Origin of the sequence: Dehalobacter sp. CP (genome assembly GCF_047652685.1) — a bacterium.
Classification (GTDB): Bacteria; Bacillota; Desulfitobacteriia; order Desulfitobacteriales; family Syntrophobotulaceae; genus Dehalobacter.
Map to the genome: position 1 here is coordinate 2,025,325 of NZ_CP157399.1, position 18,121 is coordinate 2,043,445.

The window sequence follows — 18,121 nt, forward strand, 5'->3', positions numbered from 1 at the left end:
CTCAAAATATAATCTTGATCAACTGCATTATAAAAGGCAGAAATAACCGAATCTAATTTTTTCAAAAATATCAAATACAAGAAGACAGGTTACTATTGTCCTTAGCAAAATGATATTTGTGACGGGTTATTGGCATCCTCCACAGAGAATTCCTTGATTATTTCATTCCGTTAAGCGTAAAGCGTCTTAAATCTATGCTAAGTGAATATATCCGAAAATTTCGTCCTATCGTCCAATGAATTAATTTGTTTATCGATCAAGTTTTTTTGCGCAAAGGACTTAAATACTTGAGCGCTCTTTTGGTTTGATTAGGTTACTCTGTTAACTCGTCATGTTGCTAGTGATAATTCTTTTGGTCTGTTTTTTTATCAATCTTACTCCTGATGATATTTTGAAGGCTACAGGGGTCTTTTTCTCCGTTTTCATTAAACAAATACTAAAAATACCCTTGAACTACGCGTAATTATTTAATTTTGAGTTTTTGTTTCCCCCCTACGTAAGAATTCCCGTGAAACTCTCGTCCACGGGAACATACAGCATAGTGAAATATTCTATTAAAATCTCCGGAACTGCTTGAAATAAAGCTATTTTAACTCTATCAATACGACTGTCTCAACGTGCCTTGAGGGTATAAAAGAGATGTTATACCCCTCTGCCTTATTAGTCTTCTTGCATATTTGCGGGTTTCTTCATATGAATCGCAAAGCCATTCTATGAGCGGTTAAGTTCATCTGTTAATTGACTCAAAGTTACTTTTGAAAGCTCTGCCTTCATAGCAGCTACAGCGTTGTCAAGATGCGGCGACAATAAGCCACGGACTTTACTTCCGATAGGACAGGTTCCTGATGTATTTGAGTGTATCTTAAATATTTCATCAGCGTCATCTGATTCCACCGCAGCGTAAATGTCCCATAGCGTAATATCTTCAACGGGCTTGCCAAGAGCCGTTCCTCCAGTTCCCGCCTTTACAGACAGCAGGCCAGCTTTCTTCAGCTTACTGAAAATATTCCTTATGGTAACAGCGTTGCATCCAGCGCTTCTGGCTACTATGTCGCTTGTTACCCTTATATCTTTGAAATTCGCGATCATCACCAGCGCATGAAACGCAATAGGAAACTGTGTACTTACTCGCATCTGTGCTCACCTCGAACATATTGTAACAAATATTTTTACAATAATCAATTGTAGTCATTGACACTACAAACCATTCGTGTTACTATTGTAGTGCAAGTTGCTACAAACAAAGTTAACGGATGAAAGGATGGATGTATTTATGGATTACTTTGAATTACTGCGCTATAGGAAATCTACCAGAAAGTTTACGCAGGAACAAATATCTCAGGACAATTTAGCCGATATACTGGTCGCCGCAAACAGCGCCCCGGTAGGCAGTAATCTGTACAAAGATATACATTTGACCGTTGTGCAGAGCAGGGATGTACTGGATAAGCTCTCAGAGGCCGCCGCTAAACGCTGGGAGGATAAAGCCAAGATGAGCAATACTCCTAATGTTGAACTAAGCCAGAAAGCTTTCGACCCATTTTATGGCACTCCGACAGTGATTTTTGTATCCCACAGGAAACAGGATTTACAGCCTGGCATTGAGTTTTCAAATGTTGCATGCATTACCTACTCTATGCACCTGGCCGCCACAAGTCTTGGCTTGGGCAGCGTGTTTATGTGGGGTTCCCTTGAAGCAATGCGCGAAATCCCTGAACTTGACAAAACAGCGGTTCTGAACCTCCCCGATGACTTTGAACCCCTTTTAGGTATTGCCATCGGCCATCCGGAGCAGGAACTTAGCGCGCGGGATCTAAAGACAGATAAAATATCAATTAATTACCTATGACAATCTAAAAGAGAAGCTTAGATGTAAGACACTCTTCGGAGTGTCCTTTTCTATGGCCTTTTTGCGGAGGCGAAGAACAGATGGCGGACAATTTCAGCCTGAAAATAGGGTTGGAGGACGAAAAGAAAATTCAAGCAGGCGCTTGCGGACATCAACCACTCCTTCAAGGTGCAGGGCAGCGAAATGGCCCTTTCTGCCTAGGTTTAACCCTTGTATCCATCCTTCATCTACAGTAGGAGAGTGTGGGCATACATCTTTACCTTTTTTGATTCGTTTCGCACATCTCCAAACGACCTTGCCTCTTTCAAAATAGCGTTTCTTGACCTTTCTTTATTCCCCGATCATCCCACTCGTCTGTAAGTTCCTTGCGCACTTGAATTGCCTGCAATCTTTGATTAATCCACTCGCGAGTGTATCCTTTTTCAGGTATGTAGCAAGAGTACAAAACTGTTGAACAAAATTGATAGCATGGCCGCCTTCCTTTCGGCTGTGCCGAAACCACCGGCTGCCGCGAACAGTCACACTGTCGTACCGTTTCCATCGCCATTCCCGCCCGGAACGCACCAACTGCTCTCCCTGTCGCTGAAGAAAATTAACCAGATCCACTGAATTGGCCCGCTGCTTTTGTTTGTCCGTAAAATAAATGTACGGCTTAGTCGGTCGTCCCCATTTACGGGCTTCCAGGATATAGTTGCAAACTGGATTTCCATGAAATTTGGTTAAGCAGAATTTTGTTGATACGAAGAAATTGAATACATATTCAAATCCTTCGTTTTTAAAACTTTTTAAGCTGCAAGTTCAGTTATTCCTACCATAATATTACACTCCTCATAATACTAATTTAAAATTTATATTTATCTTGCCTTTAGGCCTTTGCCAATTTCACAGCACACACTTTATACTCACCCGTTCCTGCAATGGAACATACATATGGACTTGTAAGATCGTTCGTCGGCGTCTCGGAATAATGGAATGACATCCTGATCACACCGGGCTGAACACGGTCGGTAACTTTCACATTAGTGGTCACCTCGCCGCGGCGGGAAGTTACTTTCATCTTGTCACCGGTAGTGAGTCCCAACGCTTTAGCTTCCTGCGGATGTACCTCTGTCATTTCCTTGCCCCAAACACTTTTGATCCCAAGCGTATTTTGCGTAGTGACATTGTAGTGCTGAAGAACCCTGCCGGTACACAGCAGTACTGGGTATTCCGCGTCAGGCAGTTCACCGGGTGGGATATGCTCGGAAGGCTGGAATAGTCCCTTCCCTCTCGTAAACTGCCCGGCATGCAAGTAAGGCGTCCCCGGATGCTCCGGATGCAGAAACGGCCACTGCAAAGATTCAATTTCCATGCGGTCGTAGTTAATTCCGGCAAATAACCCATACGGCTTACCATACCGCAGATTGTCTTCCAATCTGCCTGCCCGGCTAACGGTTCAATTGCTTTTCTAACTCTCTGGACACGGCGTTCCGTATTGGTGAAAGTTCCATCGGTCTCTGCATAACTTGCCCCCGGAAGAACAACATCGGCAAATTCTGCAGTTTCCGTCATAAACAGCTCCTGAACTACCAGGAAATCGAGTTTGGCCAGTGCTTCCTTGATATGATTGGCATTCGGATCGGTTAAGGCCGGGTTTTCTCCCAGAATGTACATGGCTTTGCTCCTGCCTTCATGGGCAACTTCAAACATCTCGGGGATCTTCAGCCCTAATGTGTCAGACAATGGAACAACCCAAGCTTGTTCATGTTTTGCTCTGACTTCATCCGATGTAACGCTCTGGTATCCGGAATAGACATTTGGCAAAGCACCCATATCGTTTACGTCGCCGGGAACATAAGCAAGACGCTTATGCAGTTCAACTGCGTTTTTCTAAGCGTCCTGCCCGAACAGCGCGACATTCCCGCTTGTCGCCTTAAGTATGCCGAGCAGACAGCGGATAGTGGTGCTTTTCCCCGCCCCATTGGGACCGAGAAAGGCATGAACTTTACCTTGCTTTACATTTAGGTTCACGCCGTCAAGCGCGGTGAACTTGCCGAATTTCTTAACAAGTCCGCTGATTCCAATTACTTGTAACATTGTAATTTTCCTCCTGCAATAATAATTACGGTGAAAGGCACGGCAGCCAGCCGTGTCTTTTTCCATCTCAAGCCGAAGCTGTAGAATGAGAGAGCATGTGGCCTGACTATATTGACCAAGGGCCGTCGCGTCCGTAAGGGAGTCAGTCAGCCGGCTCTATCATTTGCAGCGTTCGATTTACGCAGCTTGTTCCGCCGGATACCGGTGCGTTCGTGTAACTCAGGAGATTGAATAGGCATCGAGTAAAGAACGGTCGTCATGCAAACTTCATCATCAGGAGGAATCGTATGAACGCAGTCGGTATCGATGTTTCCAAAGGCAAAAGCATGGTGGCGGCTTTACGCCCGATGGGGGAAGTAGCCATTACTCCATGCGAGATTCGCCATGACAAAATCGGTTTGGAACATCTGGCAGACCTCGTTGTTGCTCTCAGCGAGGATACGCGGGTCATCATGGAGGCGACAGGCCGTTATCATGAACCTGTAGTCGCTGCATTGCACGAAGCCGGCATTTTCGTCAGTGTGCTCAATCCCATTCTCATTAGCCTATTTGCGCTTCTTCACATCAACAACTAACCGACCACACAACCAAAATCGAAAAACATCTAAATTGACCACACGCAAACCGCTGACATCTATCCTGACCACACACCGAGCGCCGACATCAAAATCGACCACTCGCACCCGAATTTCGCCCCTTGGACTTGTTCCCGCGATGCAATATTTTGACGATTTTCGCGCATTGGATTTTTACCCGAAATCCCCGAAAACTCCTTATTTACTGGGATTTTTGCACACTTGTCAATTTACCCTTGACATCAATACCACGCACTCAACGTGACTTGAGGATACAATAATGATGACTTTGGAACCTGGTATCCCCTTGGAGGCCGAGTATATTCCTACCTTATCCTGTTGCAAGCTTTTTTGGCCAAATTTGACGTCGGATGCGGATGCCGGTACCAGACTATCAAGCTTTGCAAGAGGATACCTAGGTAGTTGAATGGTTGTGATCTCAGTTCAGCAAATCACCGTGAATGAATTGTCTTTGCCCCGTCGAGCGGATGTAGCCTTCCTGCTTCAATCGCTGAAAGAGCCTGCACACCGTTATCCTTGATGCGCCGATGATCTGCCCGATCTGCGTGTGAGACAGAGAGAAGGGCAGGGCATACCATCCATCATCAACCTCTTCCACAATTTCCTCTAAAGAATTAAATAGGTTTAATACTTTTTCACGAGATGTGTAAAGGTTGGAGAAAATATTGGCCGCTTCGCACAGGCTGCGGGTTCTGGCCGTTGCATTGGCAACCACTTCGACGCAAAGAGAGGGTTCGGCGTGCAGCTTCTCGATCAATTGCTCACGATGAATGCGATAGATTTCGCAGTTTTCCAGAGCCACGACGCTGAATGCGACGGGCAATTGGTCCAGAGCAGGCCCAATGGCAAAAGCCCGGCCCGGGATGCTTAAGCTGACAATTCGCGATTCGCCGTTTTTGTTGTTCAGATAAAAAGCGACCAAGCCTTGCTCCAGGTAATAAAAGCAAGACAAGCTATCTCTTTCTCGAATAAGGGTGGTCTTCTTTCGGACCGGTTGCATAGTCCCTGCTTCGTAAAAAAAATTACGGAGCGAAAAGTTGACCGGTTTGTCGATCCATTGCGTGAGTCCGGCTTTATCCCCCACTAAACCTTTTCCTCCTTCGTCCACCTCAGCTGTCGTCGGCATTCTCGCTGGCTAACTTACGGGAATGGAATCCGTCACTTTCTAATTTATCATGTTGGCCTGAAGCAGGTATTCCGTCGCTTTATGGCGCAGGAGAAATGTCTCCGCTTCAGAAAGCATGGCTTCTTGGCCTTCTGGTTGAGGTTGGCCGATGTTTTTTTCTAGTTTCTCGCTCAGATGCTGTTTTTCCTGCTCGGTAAGCTGAATTCCTTCGCGGGTAATGACCAAATCTAAAATAGCATTCCTGGCAATTCTCCGGGCAGCTTCCTCCCTGCACTCTAGGAGAAACTCCTCAGCGGTCAGTTTTTTGCCGATTAAATAAACGATCATTTCCATTCCGTCATTAGCCCGGAGTTCAGCGGCAAACTCTTTGTACACCACCTGCGCGCCTTTATCCAATTCTTCAGCGTCGTATTCATAGGTGCATTCCGCAATCAACCGCTGAAATAAGATAAGGGTATCAGCTTGTTTCTGCCGATTCACTTTATGCCAATGGATCACTTCTCTGAGTTTCTCTTTCAGTTCATCCAGCGTATGAAGCCCCGGCGCGATCTCCTGAATCTCGCCGGGGGATAACGGGCGCTCCGCACTTTGCTCTTGCACATGGAAAGCCGGCACGCCCAAGCACTCTGCTTCCTGTTCCGCTGCGGCGTTTCGCAGATAAGCAAGCGCTTCGTCGATCTCTTCGTCTTTAGTATTTGTAGAAAAACTCTTAATATTCAATCCGGTATAGCGTCCCAACTGAAAATTTTTCATAGTCATCATCCCCGTTTCTCCATAACTCCTAAAACCCAGATACGGTCATCTCTTTTCACCGGTCGGCACGGAGTACTCCCGCCGATTGGAGCATCACTGCAATCTGAGCAGCGGCAAGCAGCAAAATGAGCACACCGAAGAACAGCTCCTTCAATTTACCCTTGTAATCCCTTTTCTCCAGATCAGTTTCATTTTTTGGCACGCTTTCACCCCTTTATTGCGCCAACGGGTCAGAAGATTGTACAGGAAGCCTACCGGGCAGAAAAACTGGCAGTAGAATCTCTTGTAAAATAGAGACATCATCAATAAGACGGGCAATATCAGCCACAGAACCCAGGACCCACGGAAAAGGAACATGGCGCCGAACGGTTGATAATCCAAGGTCCCATAATTATTCAAGCCTGTACCGAGCATGATGGCCAGCCAGAGGAGAGTCGGTCCGGCCAGCCGCAATGTCGCGAGCAGCGGAGGACTCACAGTGAGAGGCCCAAACCCAGCTAACTTGTTCAGCACTTCTTGCAGCGCGCCGAATGGGCAGATCCATCCACAGTAAATGTTCTTTCCGGTGAAGAGGATCAAGGCCAGTGAACCGACCAGGAGCACATACCATTTGATATTGGTGACCCAAGGGATCTGCAATTGGCTTACGGAGTACAGCATGGGAAGGGTGACAAACTGGTTGGCGGTAAAACCTAAGAGGGCGATACTGACGACCAGAAACCCCAGTCTCAGACGGCTCAGTCTTTTAACGAAAGCTCCCAGCAAAGCCAGTAAAAACACGAGAATCACCGCCATAGTATTGCCGTTTATCTCAGGCTGATCGTAAGGATTGATCCAGGCGGCGGAGAAATACATCCTGGAGATAGTGAAACTTCCTTTATTGACTGCTTCGGTCACCGCGTGAGTAGAAATTGTGGAGCCGCTGACGGCGTCGATGTAATTATCTGTAGGGGTATTCCCCAAGTAACCGGAATACCCCGGCGCACCTGCGAAATAAATTGGCTCTTTGACCGATAACCCCTTGAATCCGTCGAAAAAGCCGCGCTCGTAGAGCCGCCGGAAAAAAATAGGCGTCTCATTTTGTTTGGTAATCAGCACGGATGCCAAGCGACCTTCCTTATCGGCGATCGACAGGGTCTCCACCTGGGACTGATAGCCCGAAGCCTTGTCCACCGCCGCGTAGTAACGTCCGTTGGACGTATCGATCACATACAGCGGCTTTATCCCTAAAATTCTCTCGATTTTCTGTACATCTACCAAATTTTGCTGGATCAAGGCTTCATAATCGATCGACTGCTCCCGGATCAACGAGTTATAGAGGAGCGCCGCAAGGCCTGTTAAAAGAAGAAAGAGCAAATACATCGGTTCCCACTTGATGTATTTACTTTTCGCATGTTTTTTCGTAGCCCATCACTTCCTGACTGTACTTCGGCTTATCGGCTGGCAATGAAGTACAAGAGATTGCGGGAACCTTTGCCGGTCAAGCCAGCCTCAAGCCTTGTCCTGGGACACATGTTTTTTCTGAGTGATTTTTATTTTATAGCGAAGTATTTTCTGCCGCCTTGTCTTGGGACACACGTTTTTTCCGGGTGGCCAGGCGGTAGGTGATGATGATCGGGATGAGTGCGGCGCCGCCGAAGAAGACAAAGCCCATCCCCGCAGCCTGAAATTCGCGTTCGGCCAGACTGGCATAGGCCCAGGCTAAAGTGAAAATGACCAAAAAATTCGCGATGAATCCGCAGATCTCCAGAGGTAAGGTATTGCGGTCCTTGCTCTGGAGAAAGCGCCAAATACCGTACTGGAAGATGACTAAGAGAATCCCGAGCATTAACCAGACTGCTACGCTAGAAATTGCCATAATGTGTTTTCCCTCCTCATTATTTGATTGGTTCAAGGGTATTCCAGAAGTCCAGCGTCATATTAGCGATATATCCGCTCTCAATCCTTTCAGCGCTGTCCACCGGACCGTTGTAACCGAACCATTCGTCAAATTTGCGGGCTGCGTCTTTAAGCAGCGGTACCTGAGTGGAGATTCGGGCGATGTCATGGTTCCATTGTTTGATTTTATTCCAGGAACAGACGGCGATGCAGTTGGAGCATCCAGCGTTATGGGCAAACCAGGAGATACAGCGCTCGAAATTAACTTCCCACTTCTCGGTATAGGGGTTCTCGGAGGTTCCACAGTCCTCCGGCTGCAATATTTTGGGCGCGTCTTCGTGGGAAATGGCCTGTCCTGGACATGAGTCGCAGCATTTCTTGCAGAGGCGGCAGAACTCCCGCACGCCGAACTGCCGCGGCTTATCCGGGGTGATTTCCAGATCGGTGTAGACTTTGGCCAGGCGCACCCTAGGCCCGTACTTCTGAGTGACAAGCAATCCATTGCGTCCTGCTTCCCCTAAGCCCGCCTGTACGGCTGTCGGGACGCTCAGTCCGGTATCGTTTCCGCAGGGAACAGCACTGTAACCGAGCTGCCGGAGAAATACCGCCAACTTGTAAGATATTTCTCCCATTGCCGAATAGGCTTTGCCGGTGGTCGCTTCCACCAGCACCCCGGGAGAGCAGCGCATGGCGGCATAGTCTTCTTCGATGGCAATGACGATGACACTCTTTGGTGTGAAACCGGCGTATTTTTCCCAGTCCGCCTCGAAACGGTAATGCCCGAATACCTTGGCTTCATGGTTTGTCAGAAAGGCTCGGGCGTCGAAGGGCTGATTGATGATTACGCCGTTGGGCTGTGGAAACGATTTGTATTTGATCCTGGCCCAGTCAGCATAGACCCAGCGCTCGTCGTAGGGCGCTACCCCGGCAAGATCCGCCCCGAGGAAAATAGCTGCTTTCTTGATGGCTTTGTTGGCTTCTTCCGGGGAAGTGAATTTCCATTGTTTCCCGTTTTTCTGCATAGACAGCGCTGCCGAGCTGTCCCAATTATACATTCCGTCCACGAAAACAGGTTCCTTCGACCTTTCATTCGTTTCCGGATTGATGGGGTAACGCGAGATCAGGCCACCGGGTCCGCAAGCCGGGGCCGTGAACCCATTATAATTTCGCTCTACCGAAAAAGCTGCTTCAACCAAGGCTGATTCCAGTCGCCGATAACCGACCTCTTCTTCCCGGGGTGGGGACGCCAGCCCATTCGACATGGTGAAATAACGGACACCGGTTTCGTTCAGTGTCAGCGGTCGGCCTTTAATACCGAGCTGCTCCGCGTTCAGAAGAGGAAGGTCTTTGCCGGTGTCCTTTTTGCCGCTAATCTTGGAAACGTCGTCGTTGACGAACTTAATGGGGGGCTGATTCGGATCGAACAACCTCATCCAGCCGACATTGAGGCTCGACATGCGTTGATACCGGCTGTCGACCTGATACGGAAAGTCCGTAGTCGTCGTGACAGGCGCCACGATGTCTGCTGCTTCCGCGACCATGGGATGCACGGCATCCTTGACTACAGCGGTCGAAGCAACGGCTGCCGCGGCTGCCCCCAGCAGCGAAGCCTTCAAGAATCCTCTCCTGTCCATATTTTGTGCCATAAACATACCTCCATTGATTAAGAATATTAATATTACTAAGTTCATTATATTTCATTGTCAGGCAAGTACCTATATCGCTTGATACAGGTCGCAGGCAAGTCTTTTAAGAATTCCATACGCTGACCATCAAATCTCTTTCTTTGGTAACTTTCGACCTGTTTTAAGTCTGGTTCTTTCGCTTTCGAATCGGCCTCAGTTTCCGCCTCATTAAAAAAAGACAGCTGTCCCGATATAAGGACGGATGTCTTCTCAGAGCTTCTTCCATAAAGTTTACGTGTTAAAATGGTGAACAGATTCCAGGAGAAGTTTGTCTTCCTTCTCAGTTCGGATATACGATTTTCGAGAGTTTGGATCTGCTCGGCTTACTCATAAATCGTAAATCCTTTACGCTTTTCATTGTATTAAGCATAACATAAAAATGTCAGAAAATTCAGTATTTACGAGGCCACTGAAAAAGTCAAAGAAGCAATTGCCTAAGAAGCAGTGGCTTCTTATTACGAAAAATGGGATAATTGAAGAGTAAAAAATGACTAAAAAGAGGGCTTGGAGAATGTTGCGGACAGACAATCAGATGAAATTATCAGAATATGGGAATCTATACGATGTAGTGGTCCAAAGGACAATCTGCTCAGAAAAATCAAAGAAAACATAGATTTCAGCTTTGTAAATCCTATATTAAAGAAACAATACTGTGAAGCTTTTGGCAGGCTGGCGAAAGAGCCGGAGATGATGTTCAAAATTATGTTTTTAAAGCGCATGTATGATATGTCCGACGCGAGATGCAGTGTAATCCCCGGGTGTATCCCGAACTCTGTGTAAACTCCAAAATTGATGTAAAATAAGGCGAATATTTTATGGGAGCAATAGCTTGAATAAGTCTATCGCTCCTTTTGTCTTGCATTATACAAGAATACTACGGGTTGTCAATCGACCCCAGATAAGACTTGATATGGGGGCGGCGGATGCTACCCTTAAGAACGGGATGGGGCTTACCCCAAAGGAATACATCCTTTGAGCCGCATCCCACGACCCATTGAAGCAGCCGCCGCAGGGTCCCATGTCAAGTCTCTGCCCCAGAGCGGGTTTTAGCTGAATTGCTCCAATCGGTCTTCAAAATAGATTTGCAGTTGGGAATGAATTAGCCCCCAATCCTGCCTCCGGCCAGTCCATTTTTTCGTTATATCCATCATGGCCAGATAAAGCATTTTCAGTAAGCTGTCGTCGGTTGGAAAGACGGATTTGCTTTTAGTGACTTTGCGGAGCTGACGATTAAAGCCTTCAATAGCGTTTGTGGTGTAAATCAGCTTTCGAACTTCCTGGGGATATTTGAAGTAGGTGGCTAAATTGGCCCAGTGCGTTCGCCAGGATACCGCGATTTTGGGATATTTGCTTCCCCATTTCTCATCAAAGGCATCAAGCTCATAAAGGGCGGTTTGTTCATCAATAGCTGCGTAAATATTCTTCAGATCGGCAATGAGAGCCTTGATGTCTTTGTAGGAAACGAACTTCGTTGTGTTCCGGATCTGATGGATGATGCACTGCTGAATTTCTGTCTTGGGAAATACGGCTTCAATGGCGCTGGTGAAACCTGTGAGACCGTCTACGCAGGCAATGAGGATATCTTCTACGCCACGGTTTTTGATCCCGTTCATCACGGAGAGCCAGAATTTTGCGCTTTCATTCTCGCCGACCCACATGCCCAGTACATCTTTGACACCGTCCATCTGGATACCGATGGCGATATACACAGCTTTCTTGACGATCTGACCCTCACTGCGCACATGGAAGTGGATGGCGTCCATAAATACGACTGTATAAATACTTTCCAGCGGGCGGCTTTGCCATTCTTTTACTACCGGCAGGATTTTATCGGTGACACGGCTTACGGTACTGTCGGATACTTCAATACCATAAATTTCACGTATATGACTTTCGATATCTCCGGTGGTCATTCCTTTGGCATACATGGATAGAATCTTTTCTTCAATGTCTCCTGAGAGTGTTGTCTGCTGCTTTTTGATGATCTGCGGCTCGAATTCGCCTTTGCGGTCACGGGGGATGGAAATATCCATATCTCCCAGGCTAGTCTTTACGGTCTTTTCGCTATAACCGTTCCGGCTGTTGTCTGTTTCTTTATTCCGGTAGTCGTATCTGCTATAGCCCAGTTCGTCTTCCATCTCTGCTTCCAGGCCGTTTTCCAGGACGGTACTGACCATTTCTTTGAATAGATCCTGTACTCCTGAAACATCGTTGATTCCTGCTGCCTGCAGCATCTCCAGTAACTTTTTACGTTGTTCTCTTCTCTCAGGGGTGATTCTCCTCTTGGCCATAAATAAAAACCTCCATGTGATGCTCTTATCTTACACCACTCTGGAGGTTTACACAAAATCTGAAACGGTCTCGAATCCCCACTCGATCTTAACCTTTTCTAGTCCTTTTAGCAGGAATCTTCGCATGCCGTGGTTCCCTTTAATGTCCCCAAAGACACTCTCAACCTCGACCGGTCTTAAGCTTCTCATACGCAAACCTTCTTCTGAGCACAGATTCCTACGGGGCTGTTCTTTATAGGCATTAAGTTTACGTATACGCATAAACCAATAACTTGGTCATCATGACAGGGTGAAAACTGGAACGTCCGCCTCCAGGATATTTGGCAAACAAGGGTTCAATATTCATTTGGTCGATGGCACTACTTACAACTCGGGCGACATGATTTTGAGAAATCAGGCTGCCGATGCTTAAAGGCAGTGTTTGTTGTTCCTGCACATAAGGTTTAAATACTTTCTTGGTATGTACTTTCTGCCCTTTCTTAGACATTCAAATACCTCCAAATATGGCATTATTTATATCTATAGACATTATACCACATTAACGTCAAAATATCTCCCTATATCTGCTGATTTCTTCAAATATTGCAGACTTGCACAGATTCACAAGCGGACGTTAGTGGCAGCAGCGTTAAAAAACAGAAATCCTCAGCATTAAAGCATGCCAACGGTTAACTTGCAGTAAGCAGCGGGGTTTTGGATATTAGCGAGGGTTTCTGTTTTTAGCTGCGAGAACGGGGGAGCGGTGGACTGTGCGAGTCTGCACTACCCCAAAAAGGAAAGACGCCAGTTTTTATTATTTAACTTGTCTACCTAGTAGGGAGCATATCAATCTTTGTCTGTAGCAGCTTTTTTTGTTATTCATTATTCGAGATATTTTTTCTATCACATATCCATTTTATTCTCAAGCAAATAAGCGGAGACACAAAAGAAAACGGCACCCAGCACCACCTGAATCAAAATTTGAATCGAAAGAAATGTATAACTTGGCACTCCTGGACCGATCATCGAATTGGCATTAAAGATATCCACTGTCAACGTGTTTGTTATGGCACTGTCAGCCCAAGCTAACAGCATAAAGATGATGAAGCTGATCAAACCGCCGAATTTCCTCTCGGCAAGAATGCTCTTACGAATGGATATGGCAGCATAGATCATTAAAAACAAGCCTACAATCGATACAAACATCATCAACAGACTCACTGCAAAATAAGAAGTCAGATTAATCCCTTCCAGATGGACTTGACTGATAACCTTAGAAAAGAAATCACTTCCGACCAAAGCCCGAAGAGGCCCTCCGTAAAACCCCATAAAGCTGCCCGCAAGCAGCAGAATATAGACCAGTAGAAACAGTAATCCTTCCAATATTGCAGTAACAACCTTGCTCCCAAGGATTTTGTAGCCACTGTTCGGTGTCAGCATAAACATATATCCTGTCTTATGATCAAGATCGCGGCTGTACATCATAATCACATCAATAATATACAGCACAAAAAAGATGCCAAGTATTCCTGAAAAAAATGCCCCCAGCACAATCATCTGTTCTTCGGGTGTATGCGTACCGATTTGTAGCTTCACCAAAACAAATGCATTCAGGATCAGGACAATGGCCATAAAAATGCCCAACACCCTCCATTTTCGGATAAATTCATATTTAATCAGATTAACCATGGTAAACCTCCTTATACAGTGCCTCAATTGAACAGGATTTCTCCAGTCTGAATTTTTCCGCATCACCGGCTAGTACAACCGTTCCGCGGTCCAGGAAAATTACTTCATCCAGAACCGTTTCCAACTCACTAACCAAATGGCTGGAAATAATCACTGCACAATCATCCCGGAACGCACCCATGATCATCTTTATAATTTTTTCCCTGGAAATAGGGTCGATTCCATTCAGCGGTTCGTCCAGCAGATATAGTCTGGCCTTCCGGGCCATCGTCACAGCCAGCTTGAGTCTGGCTTTCATACCTGTAGACAGGCTGCTGACCTTCATCTCTTCCTGCAATTCCATAAACGTTAAATATTCCAATGCTTTATTCCGGTCAAAGTCTTCATACATGTCGGCGTAAAAATCAAGGATCCTATTAATTTTCATCCAGCCAAACAAAAAATCATCCGTTGGCATAAAAGCCGTGAGTTTTTTGGTTTCTGCCCCGATGGGGTAATCCATAACCGTCATTCTACCGGAGGTTGGTTTAAAAAGCCCTGCGGCAATCTTGAAAAAAGTGGTTTTCCCGCTGCCGTTAGGACCGAGCAGCCCGTATACTTTGCCCTCTTCAATCTGCAGATCCAGGTCACGCAGTGCCTTGTTCCGAAAAAATCCTTTACTGACATTTTCAGCAACTAATACAGATGTCATTGAACAGCCCCCTTATCCAGCCTGCTTTTTATCAGCTCGATCATTTCATTGGATGAGAATCCGAGCTCCTGCATCCCTTTGACAAAATTCCTAATCATCTCTTCGGCCATTTCTCTCTTCATATTTTCCACCTTTTCTTTGGATTCTGTGATAAATGTCCCGACTCCCCGCTTCGTAAATGTGATACCTTCCCGTTCCAGCTCCCCAAAAACCCGTACCATGGTATTGGGATTCACATTCAAGTTCTGGGCATATTCCCTCGCAGAAAGCAGCTTCTCCCCTAAGTCTAGTTTGCCATGGATAATATCCTTTTTAATATGGTTCATGATCTGAACATAGATGGGTACATTGTTTTCAAAATTCACATGCTCACCTCTATTCACTAGTTTACTATTTATATAGTAAACTAGTGAAGTGAACGTGTCAAGCAATTCTCTACGAATGATTGATTGGCCGTCAAAAAGACCGATTAACATTGCTGAAGATCGGTCTTTGCAGATAAAATATAATTAAGATGTAGCTTATGGACCTATTTAGCTTGCAGTTGTTTATCACTTTGCAAGATGTGGTTTAGAACCCAGTCGAAGATAAATATCATCAACTCTCGAATAAACTGATTTTGGTTTTCATCCATTTTATCGAGTTCAATACTTTCGATTTTATCGATAAAATCATCATGCTCAACTTTTTGGCTAAAATATCTTGGGTATTTGATTTCCAGCATATATTCTTCTTCACATTTAAAGTGATATATTGTATATTCTTTTAGTTGTAAGATGATTGAGGCAATTTTGTCGTATTTATCGTCTAACATATAGTTTTCCAACAGATCATAGATCTTGTTGCCAATCGTAAAAAGCTGCCGGTGCTGCTGATCAATGGTTTCTACACCAATTGAATATTCTTCTTTCCACTCTAACATTTTTTTCCACTCTTTTTGTGTTTAAACAACGTGTATAAAGGTGATAATTCTTTATAAGTGTCAAATCTCCTTCCATTCTATAAAGTAACTATAAATAAATAATTAATACAAATTATCCGGGAATTTTGCATGTCAGATTAAGATATACGAAATCAGCTCTTTTCAGAAAACAGACCCGTATTCTAAAAACATGAAAGCCAAGTCTAAAAATATAATAATTGAAATGATAGCAGAGCTATTGATAGGAGAATTATGGATAACCTTAAGCAAATTATCACGTCACAGCAAGAAGATATGATCAAATCCCTCCAGGAATGTCTCAGAATCAAAAGCATTACAGGCCAGCAGGATGGGGTCATCGAGGTTTTGGAATTTTATCTCGGTCTCGCTCAGAAAATGGGCTTTAAGGCCTCTAATTTGGATAATCTGGGCGGGATCATCGAATTCGGGCAGGGAGATAAGACCATTGGCATGATCGTCCATCTGGACACGGTACCCGAGGGAACCGGCTGGAATCATCCTCCTTTCGAAGGAGAGCTTCAGGACGGAAAAATCTTTGGGCGGGGAGCGATTGATGATAAAGGACCAGCGATCGCCGTCCTCTATGCGCTGAAAGCAGTCAAAATGGCCGGGATCCATCCCTGCTGCAAAGTACAGATCATTATCGGTCTGGACGAGGAAAATGTCTGGAATACGACGCCTAAACTGCTCGAAAAAATTGAAGAACCGGATTTTTCTTTTGTGCCTGATTCTGTATTTCCGGTTGTCTGTGCCGAAAAAGGACTACTCTGGCTGGAGCTGAAAAAAGAATTCCGGAAAGATACGAATCAGCTGGACGGCCGGCAGGGCCATAAGGACCGGCAAAGCCGGCAGAATTACCAGAACCGACAAAACGGGCAGTCTTCCATGACAGTCAAACAGCTTTCCGGCGGAGCAGATTCCCTGAATATTGTCCCTGACTTTTGCGAGGCAGTCCTGACTGCTGATCTGAGTCAGGTCCAAAGTGTCCGCCAGGCGTTAAAAACTTTTCTTGCTGAGACCAAGTATGATCTTCAAGCTGAGGAGCAAGAGGAAGGGCTCAAGCTTATTTCCCGCGGCAAGTCCGTCCATGCCTTTAACTGTCAGGAAGGTAGCAATGCAATCTCCCAGCTCATCGTATTTCTCAGCAGGCTCCATATTGATGAAGATCAAAAAAACTTTATCAGGATCTATGCTGAGAAAATTGGTATGCAATGCTTTGGCGAAGCCCTGGGCCTTGATCTCGAGGATAAGCTGACCGGAAAGCTTACGTTAAGCCCCGGTTATATCCAGATGGATCCGGCTTCCGTCGACCTGAAAATGGATCTGCGCTTTCCGTCCAGCCATCACCTGAAGGAAGTCCGGTCTCTAGTGGAATCAGCATTCGCTGTTTTTCAGGCAGATCTTGCGGTTTTGGATGCACTCGAGTCTTTGAATTTCCCGGAGGATGACCCACATATCCGTAAACTGATTCAGGTATACCAGGATCACACCGGAGACAAAGAAGCCCATCCCCTTGGGATGGGCGGTACTACCTTTGCCAAAGCATTTCAGCGGGCGGTTGCGTTTGGTCCTTCCTTCCCCGGAATGCCCAAAATCGAGCACCAGCCGAATGAATATATGGGAACGGATCATCTGATTAGCTGCACGGAGATTTATGCCCGGGCGATCGTCGAACTAACCCGGTGAACCCATGTATCTCAGCTTCCCTGCAGGTGAATGCTCCCCTGATTGGCATGCCCGAATCCTTTTTTCGTTTACATCTAAAAAAAGCGGATTACAGGATATTTCCCTGTGAATCGATAATGACTTCGTCATACGGCACCGAAATGCCGGCCTGGACCATGGCTGTCTTTACAGCCCGTACAATCCCGGAACAACATGGTACATCCATCCGGACCACCTTGACACTCTGCGGATGATTGATTCTGATGATCTCCGTGATCTTTTCCGTGTAATAATCATTGTCATCCAGTTTGGGACAGCCGATCAGCGTGATTCTGTCCTTCATGAACTTCTCATGGAAAGAAGCATAGGCATAGGCGGTACAATCCGCCGCAATCAGCAGATCAGCATTTTGCAGGTAAGATGCCTGCGGGTTAATCAGATTCAGCTGAACCGGCCATTGCCTGAGTTCCGAAGGGCGTTCAGCCCCGATGTCTCCGGAATCCTGTTCTTTCTGGTCAGCCGGTATTTTTTCGATCATTGTGGCCATGGTGCCTGGGCAGGAACAGCCGGATTTTTCTTCCTTTCGGGCGAGTTTCGCTTTAACTAGCTCTTCATTATAGTCTGCGGCTTCTCTTTCGATAATCTGAATTGCACCTGTCGGACATTCCGGCAGGCAGTCGCCAAGCCCGTCACAATATGCGTCACTGACCAGAACGGCTTTACCATGAACAAGCTGCAGCGCGCCTTCATGACAGGCGTTTACACACAATCCGCAGCCATTGCATTTTTCCTGATCGATTTCGATGATTTTTCTAATCATTTTTATCACCTTTTTCCTTGATTTTCTGTTATTTGGCGTATCTTTACTCTAGAGCAATAATGATTAAAAATCGGTAACCT

At 45.9% G+C, this 18,121-nt stretch carries 21 protein-coding genes and 1 pseudogene; 3 read left to right on the forward strand and 19 right to left on the reverse strand.

Translation table 11 applies throughout. From position 1 onward, the window contains the following. Positions 1 to 711: 711 nt before the first annotated feature. Positions 712 to 1,134 (reverse strand): Rrf2 family transcriptional regulator, encoded by a 423-nt coding sequence (locus tag AAH944_RS10020; protein WP_415534784.1) that lies wholly within the window; start codon positions 1,132 to 1,134, stop codon positions 712 to 714. Between the two features lie 139 nt (positions 1,135 to 1,273). Here AAH944_RS10020 and AAH944_RS10025 point away from each other — a divergent pair, with 139 nt between their 5' ends. Further along, positions 1,274 to 1,849, forward strand: coding sequence for a nitroreductase family protein (locus AAH944_RS10025; RefSeq protein ID WP_415534785.1), 576 nt, complete (start codon positions 1,274 to 1,276; stop codon positions 1,847 to 1,849). Between the two features lie 444 nt (positions 1,850 to 2,293). On the opposite strand, the pseudogene AAH944_RS10030 reads toward AAH944_RS10025, so the two are convergent. The 4 genes and pseudogenes from AAH944_RS10030 to AAH944_RS10045 all read right to left on the reverse strand — a co-directional run. Next, a pseudogene (locus tag AAH944_RS10030) lies at positions 2,294 to 2,533 on the reverse strand (hypothetical protein); the annotation flags it as partial. Between the two features lie 181 nt (positions 2,534 to 2,714). Further along, entirely contained in the window at positions 2,715 to 3,071 is a 357-nt protein-coding gene (locus tag AAH944_RS10035) for a molybdopterin dinucleotide binding domain-containing protein (protein WP_415537843.1), read from the reverse strand. Beyond that, on the reverse strand, positions 2,960 to 3,661 hold the full coding sequence (locus AAH944_RS10040) for a molybdopterin oxidoreductase family protein (RefSeq protein WP_415534786.1): 702 nt from the start codon (positions 3,659 to 3,661) through the stop codon (positions 2,960 to 2,962). Before AAH944_RS10040 ends, AAH944_RS10035 begins: the two co-directional genes overlap by 112 nt. 57 nt (positions 3,662 to 3,718) lie before the next feature. Next, on the reverse strand, positions 3,719 to 3,925 hold the full coding sequence (locus AAH944_RS10045; RefSeq protein WP_415534787.1) for an ATP-binding cassette domain-containing protein: 207 nt from the start codon (positions 3,923 to 3,925) through the stop codon (positions 3,719 to 3,721). A gap of 287 nt (positions 3,926 to 4,212) precedes the next feature. Here AAH944_RS10045 and AAH944_RS10050 point away from each other — a divergent pair, with 287 nt between their 5' ends. Further along, on the forward strand, positions 4,213 to 4,500 hold the full coding sequence (locus AAH944_RS10050; RefSeq protein ID WP_415534788.1) for an IS110 family transposase: 288 nt from the start codon (positions 4,213 to 4,215) through the stop codon (positions 4,498 to 4,500). A gap of 439 nt (positions 4,501 to 4,939) precedes the next feature. On the opposite strand, the gene AAH944_RS10055 is transcribed toward AAH944_RS10050, so the two are convergent. From AAH944_RS10055 to AAH944_RS10115, 13 genes are all read right to left on the reverse strand, one after another. Next, positions 4,940 to 5,647 carry a Crp/Fnr family transcriptional regulator gene (locus AAH944_RS10055; RefSeq protein WP_415534789.1) on the reverse strand — a complete coding sequence of 236 codons (708 nt, stop codon included), beginning with the start codon at positions 5,645 to 5,647 and terminating at the stop codon, positions 4,940 to 4,942. A gap of 39 nt (positions 5,648 to 5,686) precedes the next feature. Continuing rightward, complete coding sequence (locus tag AAH944_RS10060) at positions 5,687 to 6,409, reverse strand: hypothetical protein (protein WP_415534790.1); 723 nt, start codon at positions 6,407 to 6,409, stop codon at positions 5,687 to 5,689. A 141-nt stretch (positions 6,410 to 6,550) separates the two neighbouring features. Continuing rightward, positions 6,551 to 7,762 (reverse strand): 4Fe-4S binding protein, encoded by a 1,212-nt coding sequence (locus AAH944_RS10065; RefSeq protein WP_415534791.1) that lies wholly within the window; start codon positions 7,760 to 7,762, stop codon positions 6,551 to 6,553. A 175-nt stretch (positions 7,763 to 7,937) separates the two neighbouring features. Next, positions 7,938 to 8,258 (reverse strand): tetrachloroethene dehalogenase, encoded by a 321-nt coding sequence (locus AAH944_RS10070; protein WP_415534792.1) that lies wholly within the window; start codon positions 8,256 to 8,258, stop codon positions 7,938 to 7,940. Positions 8,259 to 8,277: 19 nt separating this feature from the next. Next, positions 8,278 to 9,924 carry a reductive dehalogenase gene (locus AAH944_RS10075; RefSeq protein WP_415537845.1) on the reverse strand — a complete coding sequence of 549 codons (1,647 nt, stop codon included), beginning with the start codon at positions 9,922 to 9,924 and terminating at the stop codon, positions 8,278 to 8,280. 44 nt (positions 9,925 to 9,968) lie between these two features. Then, the gene (locus AAH944_RS10080) at positions 9,969 to 10,277 is read right to left on the reverse strand and encodes a transposase domain-containing protein (RefSeq protein ID WP_415537847.1); all 309 of its coding nucleotides are present in this window, start codon (positions 10,275 to 10,277) and stop codon (positions 9,969 to 9,971) included. A gap of 732 nt (positions 10,278 to 11,009) precedes the next feature. Then, positions 11,010 to 12,254, reverse strand: a complete 1,245-nt coding sequence (locus AAH944_RS10085; protein WP_415534793.1) for an IS256 family transposase — start codon at positions 12,252 to 12,254, stop codon at positions 11,010 to 11,012. A gap of 48 nt (positions 12,255 to 12,302) precedes the next feature. Then, complete coding sequence (locus tag AAH944_RS10090; RefSeq protein WP_415534794.1) at positions 12,303 to 12,515, reverse strand: transposase; 213 nt, start codon at positions 12,513 to 12,515, stop codon at positions 12,303 to 12,305. Further along, positions 12,502 to 12,741, reverse strand: a complete 240-nt coding sequence (locus AAH944_RS10095; RefSeq protein ID WP_415534795.1) for a hypothetical protein — start codon at positions 12,739 to 12,741, stop codon at positions 12,502 to 12,504. Before AAH944_RS10095 ends, AAH944_RS10090 begins: the two co-directional genes overlap by 14 nt. A gap of 395 nt (positions 12,742 to 13,136) precedes the next feature. Next, positions 13,137 to 13,922: an ABC transporter ATP-binding protein gene (locus tag AAH944_RS10100; RefSeq protein ID WP_415534796.1), complete on the reverse strand. Its 786-nt coding sequence runs from the start codon at positions 13,920 to 13,922 to the stop codon at positions 13,137 to 13,139. After that, a complete protein-coding gene (locus AAH944_RS10105; RefSeq protein WP_415534797.1) occupies positions 13,915 to 14,613 on the reverse strand; it encodes an ABC transporter ATP-binding protein in 699 nt (232 codons plus the stop codon). Before AAH944_RS10105 ends, AAH944_RS10100 begins: the two co-directional genes overlap by 8 nt. Continuing rightward, a complete protein-coding gene (locus AAH944_RS10110; RefSeq protein WP_415534798.1) occupies positions 14,610 to 14,978 on the reverse strand; it encodes a GntR family transcriptional regulator in 369 nt (122 codons plus the stop codon). Before AAH944_RS10110 ends, AAH944_RS10105 begins: the two co-directional genes overlap by 4 nt. A 164-nt stretch (positions 14,979 to 15,142) precedes the next feature. Beyond that, complete coding sequence (locus tag AAH944_RS10115; RefSeq protein ID WP_415534799.1) at positions 15,143 to 15,535, reverse strand: bacteriohemerythrin; 393 nt, start codon at positions 15,533 to 15,535, stop codon at positions 15,143 to 15,145. A gap of 252 nt (positions 15,536 to 15,787) precedes the next feature. Here AAH944_RS10115 and AAH944_RS10120 point away from each other — a divergent pair, with 252 nt between their 5' ends. After that, positions 15,788 to 17,242: a M20/M25/M40 family metallo-hydrolase gene (locus tag AAH944_RS10120; RefSeq protein WP_415534800.1), complete on the forward strand. Its 1,455-nt coding sequence runs from the start codon at positions 15,788 to 15,790 to the stop codon at positions 17,240 to 17,242. Positions 17,243 to 17,330: 88 nt separating this feature from the next. Here the strand turns inward: AAH944_RS10120 and AAH944_RS10125 are convergent, their stop codons facing one another. Then, positions 17,331 to 18,041 carry an ATP-binding protein gene (locus tag AAH944_RS10125; RefSeq protein ID WP_415534801.1) on the reverse strand — a complete coding sequence of 237 codons (711 nt, stop codon included), beginning with the start codon at positions 18,039 to 18,041 and terminating at the stop codon, positions 17,331 to 17,333. Positions 18,042 to 18,121 lie beyond the last annotated feature (80 nt).